This is a genomic window from Acidipropionibacterium jensenii, from assembly GCF_005890135.1.
Classification (GTDB): Bacteria; Actinomycetota; Actinomycetes; order Propionibacteriales; family Propionibacteriaceae; genus Acidipropionibacterium; species Acidipropionibacterium jensenii.
Genome location: NZ_CP040635.1, coordinates 1,165,762 through 1,177,422, shown reverse-complemented (window position 1 = coordinate 1,177,422; position 11,661 = coordinate 1,165,762). Strand labels below are relative to the sequence as shown.

Genomic DNA, 11,661 nt, shown 5'->3' with positions numbered 1-11,661 from the left:
GGACGAGATGTGGTCCCACGGCATTCGGGCGATCCCCTGGCGGCTCGTACTTGCCAGTTCCGGCCTGCTGATCGCTCTTGTGATGCTGATCGAGTACAACTCCTGGCTGCTGTGGCCCCTGCAAGGCATTGCCGTCGGGCTGCTCACCGCGGCCGTCTGCTGGTGCCTGGACGAGCCCCTCGCGGGGGTTGTGGACGCCGCCCCCCGCGGGATCCTGTGGCGCACCACGGCACGACTGGTCGGCGTCCTTCCCCTTCTCGGCGTGTGGCTGGTGATGGTGTGGTGGGCGCGTCCATCGCTGTTCGGACATCCCTGGTCGGTCGCCCTCCAGGGGGTGGCCGGGGCGCTGGCGGCGCTGGCCTGGGGAACGGCCCGACGATGCGCGGGCAGCGCCACCCCGGGACACCACTGGGCGGCGCTGGTGGTGCCGGCCGTCACCGCATGGGCGATCGTCCGTCCGGCACAGATGAGGGTCCCCGTCTTCCCCTACGCGACCCACGGGGTCGGCGGATCGTGGACCTCCAGCACGGTCGGATGGTCGATCCTCGGGGCGACAGCACTGGTCCTGCTGGCCGGCTTGCTCGTCACCGACGGACGGCTGCCACGACCTGGCAGGAGCTCCGGGGCCGGCGGGAGCTCCGGCGCTGACAGGCGTTCCGGTCCGGGAGGCTCTCCGAACGTGGCACAGGCTCTGAGGTGGGACGCCGACCCGCGGTCCGCGCAATGATGGGCCCATGACGCAGAAGATGAATGTCGAGAGCTTCAATCTCGACCACACCAAGGTCGCGGCACCCTTCATCCGGGTGGCCGATGTCAAGCATCTGCCGGCCGGCGACACCCTCACCAAGTACGACGTGCGGTTCTGCCAGCCGAACGCCGACCACCTGGAGATGGACGCCGTCCACTCGGTGGAGCACTCCTTCGCCGAGTGCGTGCGCAACCACAGCAACTCGGTCATCGACTTCGGCCCGATGGGCTGCCAGACCGGTTTCTACCTCATCATGGTCGGCGAGCCCGATGTGCCGGCCACCTGCGATCTGGTGGAGACCACCCTCAAGGACATCCTCACCCTGGACGCGGTCCCGGCCGCCAACACCACCCAGTGCGGATGGGGAGCCCACCACAGCCTGGAAGGCGCGAAGGAGGCCGCGAGCCGGATGCTGGCCCACCGCAGCGAGTGGGAACAGGTGATGGCCTGAGGGTCCGGCGTTCCGGGCCCAAGACGCCTTGCTCTGCTACCTGAGCTCCAGCGTGGTTCCGCCCTTCTCGCACTGGGCCTTCGCCGCAGCGCTCGGGCTGTTGTCCCTGCCGCACTCGAACCCCTTGAATGAGCCGATGTGCCCGCTGCCCTCCACGGGACCCGTCAGGTAGCCGTTCATGATTGCGTTGGCCTCATTGCAGCCGATGGTGCCCGAGGTCACGTACAGCTTGCCCTGCACATACTGCGTGCCCGCGCCGTGCAGAGCGCCGCATGCTCCGCCGGCCCCGGGCTTGTCGGATGCCGAACGGGTCTGCTGTGTCGAGGGCCCGGATGTGGACCGGGTCGGGGCCGGCGCGCTGGCCGCAGAGGTGCTTGCCGACGACGCCCCGGTCGCCAGCACCCTGGTCGTCGACGTACTCGGGGCTGGTGTGCCAGTCGCAGACGTGCTTGCGGAGGAGGCACTGATGGCGGTCCCACTGGTGGCCGGGGTGCTGGCGGTCGAGTCACTGTTGGCGCCGCTACACCCTGCCAACAGCACGGCAGTACCGAGCAGCCCGAGGGCGCCGGTGATCGAAATTCGATGATATAGCTTCATAGCCTGAGCATAGATTCGGAGTGCGCGGCTGTTCCGGGTGACCCCGGTCGTCATTTCCGTCGTGCCAGGAGCGGACGAATATGGCCTCGGACGGGACCCACCGTTCCGGCACCGAGCCCTCACGGAGATGCCGAGGACACGGTCTGGTCATGCAGGTGGTGAAAAACCCGGCCGAAGAGCTTCTGACCGGGTGTTTCAGTGGAGCCTGTGACAGGAATCGAACCCGCGACCATCGCTTTACAAGAGCGGCGCTCTACCAACTGAGCTACACAGGCCTGTGACCCGCCGGAACCTGTCCAGCGTGGCGACCGCCTCACATTCTGACAGCAGGACGCCGGGTGAGGAAATCCGGCCCGCCGGCGATCAGCGGACGGCGTCGATCAGGGCTTGGCGGGCCCCCACCATCGAGGGTCCGTACCAGGCCAGGCGCTGCCCGTCGACAAGTCGAACGTCGTGTCCGGGGAAGGCCTCGGGGCCGTCGGCGGCGGTGAAGTGGTAGGGCTCGTCGGGCAGCACGACCCGGTCGACGTCCAGCCCCTGCAGGACCTCCAGGTCGACGTGCGGGTAGCGGGTCCCGTCGTCGGGCAGCGCCACGAGTCGCACCCCGCAGTGGGCCATCAGGTCGGCGATGTAGGTCGTGCGACCGGCGCACATCCACGGATCCCGCCAGACCGGGACCACCGCGGTGAGGACCGGCTGGGGAGGTTGCGCGCCCCACTCCGAGCGCGCCTGGTCGAGCCACTCGGGATCGGCGATCCGGAGGGCCTCGGTGAACAGCCTGCTCAGACTGGCCACCGCCTGCTCGGCGCCGTCGATGCTGGTCACCCAGACCGGGATCCCGTCCTGGCGCAGCAGGTCGACGTCGTACTTGCGGTTCTCCTCGCGGTTGGCGATCACCAGGTCGGGACGCAGCGCGGCGATCGCCGCCCGGTCCGGATTCTTGGTGCCGCGCACCCGCTGCACCCGGTGGCCCGCCCGGGCCTCGATGTCGGTCGGCCGGATGCACCAGTCGGTGCACCCCACCAGCCGCTCGGGGCAGGTGAGGGCGATGGCCTCGGTGATGGAGGGCACCAGACTCACGATGCGCCGGGCCGGGGCAGTCAGTTCGACGAGGTCTCCGCAGTCATCGACAGTCACGGCTCCACCCTGCCACGGACGTCGCCCTGAGCGACATCCCGGACGACGTCACCAGAACAGGGCCGCACCGATCGCCAGAACCGCCCACAGCACGCACTGGGTAGTCTCGTTGAGCGATCCGAAGCAGTCCCCGGTCACCCCGCCGAACCGCCGCACCAGGTGACGGGTCCAGCCCTGGGCCCAGACCAGCGCCAGCACCGCGGCGACGACCACGAGCGCGGCGCCCGCCCAGCCCGAGACCAGCCAGCCGAGCACCGCCCAGACCACCGCCAGACAGACCATGTTGATCCCGGCGGCCCGACCCGTGGTGACCCCGGCCACCAGCGACCCGAACCCGCCGGGCCGGGCGCACGGCACCGAGGGAAGGGTCGCCAGCAGGATCGAGGCGCGTCCCACCGAGGGTCCGACCAGCACCAGCAGCGCGACCCGCCACCAGGATCCCGGCCCGGCGACGGCCGCGGTGGCGGTGAGACTGGTGAGGGCTCCCAGGTCGATGAGCAGCACCATCAGCAGGCTGATCACCCCCATCGGCCCGATGTCGGACTGCTTCATGATCGCCAGGGCGCGTTCGGCCGGCGCCCGGGAGCCCAACCCGTCAGCGGTGTCGGCGACCCCGTCCAGGTGGAATCCCCCGGTGGCCGCGGCCAGCCAGGCCAGGGCCAGCACGCCGGCCAGCCAGGGCCCGGCGCCGGCGGCCAGCACCCCGCCGGCCACCGCCCCGGCGACCACTCCGAGCAGGATCCCCATCCACGGGAAGGCGCGGATCGCCCGGGTGGCGATCCGGCGGTCGACGGTGGGCAGGACGGGGGCCGGGATGATCGAGAACAGTGCGAAGGCCGAGACGATGCCCAGCAGTGGGCCGGGAATCCGGGCCGGGGCGGGAGTCTGACTCATGCCCACCTCTTCGGGATGCCGGCGATGCACACCCACACCTCGTCGCAGGCCCCGGCGACGGCGGCGTTGAGACGCCCCAGCTCGTCGCGGAAGAGCCGTCCGGACGCGGTCTCCGGGACGAGTCCCATCCCCACCTCGTTGGACACCATGACCACCTCGCGCCGGGTGTGATGGACGGCGTCGACCAGATCGTCGACGCGCCCGGCCAGCCTCTGCCGCCAGCCCTCCTCGCCGGTCCAGGCGCCGGCCTCGTCGAGCACCCGGGTGATCCACACCCCCAGGCAGTCGACGAGCACCGGGGCGTCCTCGTGACGCCTCAGCACCGAGCCGACATCGAGGGTCTCCACCGTCGTCCAGGAGTCGGGACGCCGTTCCCGGTGGAGCCGGATCCGCTCCTCCCACTCGGGGTCATCGGGGTTGCGGGCCGAGGTGGCGACATAGGTCACCTCGGGAAAGCGGGCCATCCGGGACTCAGCCCAGGAGGACTTGCCGGACCGTGCCCCACCGAGCACCAGGGCGCGCACCGGAGGGGCGCCGACCGGGCTGGGGACGTGCAGCTGGCTCATGCCGGGTCGCCCTCCTCGGCGGCCGCCGCATCCGGCGCATCCGGGATGCCGGTCTCGCCGGTCACCTTGATGTCTGTGACGGCGGCGTCCTCGAAGGTGGCCATCTCGTTGAGGATGTGCGCGGAGGCCTGGACGATCGGCAGGGCCAGCACGGCCCCGGACCCCTCCCCCAGACGCATCCCCAGATCCAGCAGGGCCGGAAGCCCCAGGACGCCGAGGGCCGCGGTGATGCCGGGCTCGGCACCAGCGTGACCGGGCACCAGGAAGTCCACCGAGGCCGGCGCGATGGCGGCGGCCAGCAGGGCCGAGGAGCAGGCGATGACGCCGTCCAGGACCACCGGGACGCGATGGGCGGCGGCCCCCAGGATGAGTCCGGCCATCGCACCGTGCTCGAATCCGCCGACCTTGGCCAGCGCCTCGACGGGATGGTCGGCATCGGGCCGGTTGAGGGTCAGGGCGCGCTCGATGACGGCGACCTTGTGGCGGTGGCGGTCGTCGGCGGCGCCGGCTCCGCGGCCGGTGACGTCGGCGGCGGACAGGTTGGTGAAGACGCTGATGAGGGCCGATGCCGGTGTCGTGTTGGCGATCCCCATCTCTCCGGTGACCAGGATGTCGGCCCCGGCGGCGACCGCCTCGTCGGCGGTCGCGATGCCGATCTCCAGGGCCTGGACGGCCTCGTCCACACTCATCGCCGGACCCCGGGAGATGTCGTCGGTGCTGTGCCGGATGCACTTCTCGCGCACCCCGCAGCCGGCGGGCAGATCCACCGCGACGCCGACATTGGTCACCCAGACCTCGGCTCCCATCTGGCGGGCCAGAACGGTCACCCCGGCCCCGCCGGCGGCCATGTTCACCGCCATCTGGGCGGTGATCTCCTGCGGGTCGGGGGAGACTCCCTCGGCCCAGACGCCGTGGTCCCCGGCGAACAGGCCGACCACCGGGTGGCTGGGCACCGGGGTGGGCACCCGACCGCTCATCCCGGCCAGCCGGATCGACAGGTCCTCGAGGCGGCCCAGTGATCCCTCGGGCTTGGTGAGGATCTGCTGACGGTCGCGGGCGGCGGCCAAGGCATCGGGATCGGCCGGGCGGATGGCGGCCACCGTGCGGGCGAGCAGTGCCTGGGCGGGCAGGGAGTCGGGGAGCCGAGTGTCGGCCATGCTGTACGTCTCCTGTATCTGGACGCATGGCCGGGTCCGGGGATCCTGTGTCCTCGCAGTGCTCCCGAACCCACCTCGGCCTGCGCCCGAGGGTTCTGGCGGACCGCTGATGCGACCCGCGATCCACCGGTGATGACCTGGCTCGCGCCGCCACGCACTCGACGGCCGGAGGGGTTCGCCTGGGCTCGCCTCATCGGTCGGGTGCACGCGCTGACGCTCACAGTGGCGGGACCGCCCCGGAGTCGCACCGGAGTTCCACCTGGGACCGGAATCCATCCTCCCACACCGGTGAGGCTGCTTTGATGGACGCCATGGACGTTCTCATCCTCGGCGGCACCCGCCGCGCCCGCGTGCTGGCACGGCAGTTGGTCGACGAGGGGGTCGACGTCGTCACCTCCCTGGCGGGGGTGACCACGTCCCGGCGTCCGCTCCCCGGAGAGGTCCGGGTCGGCGGGTTCGGCGGGGCAGACGGCCTGGCGGCCTTCCTCGGCGACCACGCTGTCAAGGCGCTGGTCAACGCCACCCATCCCTTCGCCGCGACGATGTCGCAGCACGCGGCCGAGGCGGCCCGGCGTCTCGGCCTGCCGCTGGCACGTCTCCAGGCACCCAGCTGGCGGGCCCTGCCCTGGTCGACCGAGTGGATCTGGGCCGCCGGCCATGACGCGGCGGCCCGGGAGGCGGCGTCACTGCCGGGGGACATTCTGCTGACCGTCGGACGCCAGCCCGTCCCCCACTACCTGGCGCCCCTGGCCGACCGCAGGGTCACCGCACGCTGCATCGACGCCCCCGAGGGGCCGCTGCCGGCCGGCTGGACCGTCAGACAGGAGAAGGGGCCGTTCACCGTCGACTCCGAGCGAGCCCTGCTGGCGGGGTTCGACGTGATGGTGTCCAAGGACGCCGGCGGGTCCCGGCCCGACGCCAAACTGACCGCCGCCCGACAGTCCGGCACCGCAGTGGTGATGATCTCCCGGCCGCCGTCACCGAGCTACGGGCAGCAGGTCACCACCCCGGAGCTGGCCGCCGAGTGGGTTCGCAGCACGCTCGGCTGACGGTCCGTGGAGGTCGCCGTCCGACCCCCAGAACCCCTAGGCCCCCACGATCCTGGACCTCTCGATAACCCTCAGTGATCCGAGTGGTGCCGGGCGGCGGCGTCGGCGTGATCCAGATCCAGTCCGGCGACATCACCGACCACCACGATCGCCGGCGGCCGGACCTCGGCGGCGGCCATCACATCGGCCACCTCCGCCAGGGTCGTGCTGATCACCGACTGGTCGGGCAGTGAGGCCTCGCGCACCACCGCGACCGGGGTGTCGCCCGCCAGTCCGCCGCCCATCAGGTCCTCGGCGATCCGCTTGATGTGAGCCACCCCCATGAGAATCACCAGGGTGGTACCGCACCTGGCGAGCTGACCCCAGTCCAGTACCGAGCGGGAGTCGCCGGGGGCGACGTGGCCGGAGACCACCGTGAACCCCTGGACCATGTGGCGATGGGTGAGCGGAACCCCGGCCAGCTCCGGCCCGGCGACCGATGAGGTGACTCCGGGGATCACCCGGACCGGCACCCCGGCGGCGGCGCAGGCCTGCCACTCCTCCCCTCCCCGGCCGAAGACGAAGGAGTCGCCGCCCTTGAGCCGGACGACCCTCTGCCCGGCCCGGGCGTGCTCGACGAGCAGTTCGTTGATCCGCTCCTGGGGGACGTAGGGGCCGCGCGGCACCTTCCCCACCGGGATCTTCTCGGCGGCGGGGGCGTCGGCGAGGATGTCCTGGGGTGCCAGCCGGTCGTAGAGGATGACGTCGGCCTGGCAGACCGCCTGATATCCGGCCAGGGTGATGAGGCCGGGGTCTCCGGGCCCGCCGCCGACCAGGGTGACGGTGCCGGGGACCAGATCTGGCGCGTACCGGGGGGTGGTCATCGAATCTCCTTGTCGAGATGGTCAGGGTGGGGTCGGGAGGTGCGGCCGGCGGAGATGTCGGCCAGGGCGTCGGCGAGCCGGGCATGGATGTCGGGATCGCGGACCGCCAACCGGATCCAGGTCGGACCCAGTCCGGGGAAGGTCTCCCCGCGGCGGACCGCCAGGCCGCGGGCGGCCAGCTCCTCGCGGATCGACCGGTGCGGATCGACCGACGAGGTGTCCACGAGCACGAAGGGGGACTCGGAGTCGATGACGGTCAGCCCCTGGGCCCGCAGTCTCGCCACGAGATCCTGGCGTGCGGCCGGGAGCGCCTCGACGAGGTCCCGGCGATGGGCGGTGGCGGCCGGCGAGCAGCAGGCGATCATCGCGGCGATCGCCGGCGTCGACACCGACCACGGGGGCTGCTGGGCGGCCAGCCGGGAGACCAGGGCCGGGTCGCCGAGGACGTATCCGGCGCGGATCCCCGCCAGGCCGAAGGTCTTGGTGAGGGAGCGCAGCACCAGCAGCTGGTCCATCCGCGGGCCGATCAGCGACTGGGCGCCGTCGGTGGCGTCCATGAAGGCCTCGTCGACCACCAGCACCCGCCCGGGAGCCCGCAGCCGGTCGAGGATCTCGGCGGGGTGCAGGACCCCGGTGGGGTTGGTCGGATTGCCGACCATCACCAGGTCGGCGTCGCCGGGGATCTCCTCGGGGTGGAGACGGAACTGGTCGGCCGGGTCCAGCAGCACCCTGTCGACGCGGTGACCGGCTGCGCACAGGGCGGCCTCCGGCTCGGTGAACTGGGGGTGGACGACGACCGCACGGCTGGGGTGCAGAGCCCGGGCGACCAGCGCGAAGGCCTCGGCGCCGCCGCTGGTGGGCAGCACCACCGCGGGGTCGACGCGGTGGTGGGCGGCCAGCGCGAGGCGGGCCGGTTCGGCGTCGGGGTAGGTCTGCCACCGGGAGGACGTGTCGGTGATGGCGGTGACGAGCCACCGGGGGGTGTGGTCGACGCGGACATTGACGGCCAGGTCGACCAGTCCGGCGGCGACGTCGCGGTCGCCGTGGTGGAGAAGGTCCGGCTCAACGGCCCGATCCCGGGGCTCGGGTTCGGCAGCCGGCGAGGGCCGGGGGTCCGCCGGGCGGGGAGGGGCCGTCTCCCCGATGCCGGACGGCTGCGGGGCGGACGACGCACACCGCCAGGCCTCGGCGGCGAAGCGGGCGGCGCAGGCCGGCTGTCCGGCCCAGTGCAGGTGGAGGTAGGAGGCGTGGACGGTGGAGCGTCCGATCCCGGCCGGATCCGAGGAGACGCCCTCCAGCCGGGTCGACCCGTCGGGCATCGCGAAGCTCCAGGCCGGGGTCGAGGGGCCCGACTCCCGGTCTCCGGTCGGGTCGACGGCACTCACACCGGTCCGGTGGAACTCGTGGCCGATCACCCTCTCCCCCGCTCCCGCCAGCAGGGTGTCGGAGTCGGCGACGGCGTCCCGGTACCCCATCGTGAGACGCGGTCTCATCTCGGCCTGCAGGTCCAGCACCCCGGTCATCGGATGGCCGTCCAGGGTGCGGCACAGCATCAGCAGCCCGGCGCACTCGGCGACCACCGGCATTCCGGCGGCCACATGGGAGCGGATCGACTCGTGGAGGGACCGGTTGGCGGCCAGCTGGTCGGCGTGCATCTCGGGGAACCCGCCGCCCAGGTACAGCCCGGCGACCCCCTCGGGCAGGGCGGCGTCGGTCAGCGGGTCCACCTCGACGACCCGGCAGCCGGCGGCCTCCAGCAGTTCGGTCGTCTCGGCGTAGCGGAAGGTGAAGGCCCGGCCGCCCGCAATCGCGACCAGCGGGGACTCGGCGCCACCGCGCCGACGGGCCTCCTCCAGCGATCCCCAGGCGGCACTGCCCCTCAGCGCCGCCGCCGGATCCCAGGGGTGCACGGCCAGGTCGGGGGCCCGGCGGGCCACCGCCAGCACGGCGTCCAGATCCACGTGGTCGGCGATCAGCCGGGCCAGGGCGCCGACCTGTGCGGCCGAGGCGTCCCGTTCGGCGGCCGGGACCAGTCCCAGGTGCCGGGAGGGCACGAAGATGTCCTTGTCGCGGGGGATCTCGCCGAGCACCGGGATCCCCAGGCGATCCACCCCGCGCCGGATCTCGGCTCCATGGCGCGCCGAGCCGACCCGGTTGAGGATCACCCCGGCGACCCTCACCCGCGGGTCGAATCCCGCCAGTCCGGCGACCACCGCGGCGTGGGTCAACGAGGCGTGGGAGGCGTCGACCACCAGTACCACCGGGGTGGAGGTGAGCCGAGCGATCTCGGCGGAGGATCCGGCGCCGTCGCCGAGTCGGCCGTCGAACAGCCCCATCACTCCCTCCACGACCGCCAGCTCGGCGGACCCGGGAGCCTCCCCGGACACTGCCGAGGAGGATGCGCGGGTCTGCGCAGAGGTCTGTGCAGTGGTCGCGGGGGCGAGGAATCCGTGAGCCAGCAGCGGGGCCATCAGATCGGGCCCGCACATCACCGAGTCGAGATTGCGGCCGGGACGACCGGCCGCCAGGCTGTGGTAGCCGGGGTCGATGTAGTCCGGGCCCACCTTGAACGGGGCCACCGGGTGGCCGGCCCGGCGCAGGGCGGCCATCAGCCCGGTCGCGACGGTCGTCTTGCCGCCCCCGGAGGCGGCGGCGGCGATGAGGATCCGGGGGATCCTCATCGGCTCAGGTCCGGCGCTCACCATTCGATCCCCGCCTGACCGCGCTGGCCGGCATCGAAGGGGTGCTTGATCTTGGTCATCTCGGTGACCAGGTCGGCGGCCTCGATGAGCGTGTCGGGTGCCCGCCGTCCGGTGATGACGACGTGCTGGGTGCCGGGCCGGTGGGTGAGGACGTCGACCACCTCGTCGACGTCGATCCACCCCCAGTCCAACGGGTAGCTGAACTCGTCGAGAAGGTAGAAGTCGAGGGCCTGTTCGGCGAGCAGCGAGCGGACGTGACGCCACCCCTCGCGGGCGGCCTCGGCGGGATCCTCAGAGGCCGAGAAGGCCTTCGTCCAGGACCATCCGGTGCCCATCGTCTCCCAGGTCACCGGCCCACCGACCCCGGTCTCGCGGTGGATCCGACCGAGGGCCTCCAGGGCGTCCTGCTCACCGACGTGCCAGCGTCCGGACTTGATGAACTGGAAGACGCCGACCGACCATCCCTGGTGCCAGGCGCGCAGGGCGGTGCCCATCGCGGCGGTCGTCTTGCCCTTCCCGTCGCCGGTGTTGACCGCCAGTACGGGCCTGAGGCGCCGCTGGCGGGTCGACAGCCCGTCGTCGGGGTCGACATCGGTGTGTGCGCGCGGCATCCGGATCCTCCTCGCGGGTCCTCGCCCGCATCGTGACCTCCGATGGCGTCACGGAGGCTGCCGGCAGGGACGACCTGGCTCGCGCAGATGCGCTCACAGTGGCGGGACCGCTCCGGAATGGGGGACGGAGGACCCGTCCCCGGCACCGGGATTCCTCCCCGACCGGCCGAGGGAGATTCTGTCACACGATCCGCCGAGACGGCGTCTGCCCCCGCGACAGGGCCGACGCCGCGGCCCCCGGCGTCGATTCCCGCCCGGCGCCGATCTCGTAGGGTGTGCCCGTGACCGATGACCCTGACACCAGCCTTCTGGGACGTACCCCCGGCCTCGACGAGGAGCACTTCGTCCACGACGGCCTCATCACCAAGCACCCGGTGCGGGCGATGGCCCTGGCCGTGCTGCGCCCGCTGCCCGGCCAGCTCCTGTGGGACCTCGGCACCGGTGCCGGCTCGGTGGCCGTCGAGTGGTGCCGCACCGACCCCTCCTGCCGTGCGATCGGGGTCGAGAGGAGGGCCGACCGGGCCGCCAATGCCCGGGCCAATGCCCGGGCCCTCACCCTGCCCGGCCAGTTCGAGGTGATCGACGCCGACCTGGCCGAGGGGCTGCCCGAGATGGAGGCCCCCGACGCCGTCTTCATCGGCGGCGGGGCGACCCGCGAGCTGGCCGAGGCCTGCCGCCAGGTTCTGGCGCCGGGGGGCCGATTCGTCATCCACGGGGTGACCATCGAGGCCGAGAGCCTGCTGGCCGAACTGCACGCCGAGTGGGGCGGGGAGCTGATGCGGGTCGGCGTGGAGACAGCCGATCACATCGGTCGACTGCACGGCTGGAAGCCGGCCCGCACCGTGATCGGCTGGAGCTGGACGAAGTAACCGCCCGGATGCGCCTC

General features: G+C 72.2%; 10 protein-coding genes, 1 tRNA gene, 1 pseudogene and 1 riboswitch. Of the genes and pseudogenes, 5 read left to right on the top strand and 7 right to left on the bottom strand.

The annotated features are described in order from the left end of the window. Positions 1 to 7: 7 nt before the first annotated feature. The 3 genes from FEZ32_RS05135 to FEZ32_RS05125 all read left to right on the top strand — a co-directional run bounded on the left by FEZ32_RS05135 (position 8) and on the right by FEZ32_RS05125 (position 1,785). Positions 8 to 727 (top strand): hypothetical protein, encoded by a 720-nt coding sequence (locus tag FEZ32_RS05135; protein ID WP_138680113.1) that lies wholly within the window; start codon positions 8 to 10, stop codon positions 725 to 727. Positions 728 to 734: 7 nt separating this feature from the next. After that, positions 735 to 1,199, top strand: coding sequence for an S-ribosylhomocysteine lyase (locus FEZ32_RS05130; protein WP_138680112.1), 465 nt, complete (start codon positions 735 to 737; stop codon positions 1,197 to 1,199). Between the two features lie 292 nt (positions 1,200 to 1,491). Beyond that, positions 1,492 to 1,785: a hypothetical protein gene (locus tag FEZ32_RS05125; protein ID WP_138680111.1), complete on the top strand. Its 294-nt coding sequence runs from the start codon at positions 1,492 to 1,494 to the stop codon at positions 1,783 to 1,785. Positions 1,786 to 1,995: 210 nt separating this feature from the next. Here FEZ32_RS05125 and FEZ32_RS05120 read toward each other — a convergent pair. The 4 genes and pseudogenes from FEZ32_RS05120 to cobT all read right to left on the bottom strand — a co-directional run bounded on the left by FEZ32_RS05120 (position 1,996) and on the right by cobT (position 5,550). Next, a tRNA-Thr gene (locus FEZ32_RS05120) sits at positions 1,996 to 2,071 on the bottom strand. 88 nt (positions 2,072 to 2,159) lie between these two features. Next, complete coding sequence (locus tag FEZ32_RS05115; protein WP_097798086.1) at positions 2,160 to 2,933, bottom strand: helical backbone metal receptor; 774 nt, start codon at positions 2,931 to 2,933, stop codon at positions 2,160 to 2,162. A gap of 48 nt (positions 2,934 to 2,981) precedes the next feature. Continuing rightward, positions 2,982 to 3,827, bottom strand: a complete 846-nt coding sequence (locus FEZ32_RS05110; RefSeq protein ID WP_138680110.1) for an adenosylcobinamide-GDP ribazoletransferase — start codon at positions 3,825 to 3,827, stop codon at positions 2,982 to 2,984. Continuing rightward, positions 3,824 to 5,550 (bottom strand): annotated as a pseudogene (cobT, locus tag FEZ32_RS05100) (nicotinate-nucleotide--dimethylbenzimidazole phosphoribosyltransferase). Before cobT ends, FEZ32_RS05110 begins: the two are co-directional and overlap by 4 nt. A 111-nt stretch (positions 5,551 to 5,661) precedes the next feature. Beyond that, positions 5,662 to 5,855, bottom strand: a riboswitch (cobalamin riboswitch). Positions 5,856 to 5,861: 6 nt separating this feature from the next. Here cobT and FEZ32_RS05095 point away from each other — a divergent pair. After that, complete coding sequence (locus tag FEZ32_RS05095; RefSeq protein WP_028701972.1) at positions 5,862 to 6,599, top strand: cobalt-precorrin-6A reductase; 738 nt, start codon at positions 5,862 to 5,864, stop codon at positions 6,597 to 6,599. Positions 6,600 to 6,670: 71 nt separating this feature from the next. Here FEZ32_RS05095 and cobA read toward each other — a convergent pair whose 3' ends face one another. Genes cobA through cobO form a run of 3 tightly spaced genes read right to left on the bottom strand, consistent with a single transcriptional unit; the run spans position 6,671 to position 10,775 of the window. Beyond that, positions 6,671 to 7,462: a uroporphyrinogen-III C-methyltransferase gene (gene cobA / locus FEZ32_RS05090; RefSeq protein ID WP_097798082.1), complete on the bottom strand. Its 792-nt coding sequence runs from the start codon at positions 7,460 to 7,462 to the stop codon at positions 6,671 to 6,673. Next, on the bottom strand, positions 7,459 to 10,143 hold the full coding sequence (locus FEZ32_RS05085; protein WP_138680855.1) for a bifunctional hydrogenobyrinic acid a,c-diamide synthase/histidinol phosphate aminotransferase CobBC: 2,685 nt from the start codon (positions 10,141 to 10,143) through the stop codon (positions 7,459 to 7,461). Before FEZ32_RS05085 ends, cobA begins: the two co-directional genes overlap by 4 nt. A 17-nt stretch (positions 10,144 to 10,160) precedes the next feature. Then, positions 10,161 to 10,775 carry a cob(I)yrinic acid a,c-diamide adenosyltransferase gene (gene cobO / locus FEZ32_RS05080; protein WP_028701970.1) on the bottom strand — a complete coding sequence of 205 codons (615 nt, stop codon included), beginning with the start codon at positions 10,773 to 10,775 and terminating at the stop codon, positions 10,161 to 10,163. Positions 10,776 to 11,056: 281 nt separating this feature from the next. Here cobO and cbiT point away from each other — a divergent pair, with 281 nt between their 5' ends. Continuing rightward, positions 11,057 to 11,644: a precorrin-6Y C5,15-methyltransferase (decarboxylating) subunit CbiT gene (gene cbiT, locus FEZ32_RS05075; protein WP_028701969.1), complete on the top strand. Its 588-nt coding sequence runs from the start codon at positions 11,057 to 11,059 to the stop codon at positions 11,642 to 11,644. Positions 11,645 to 11,661: the final 17 nt, after the last annotated feature.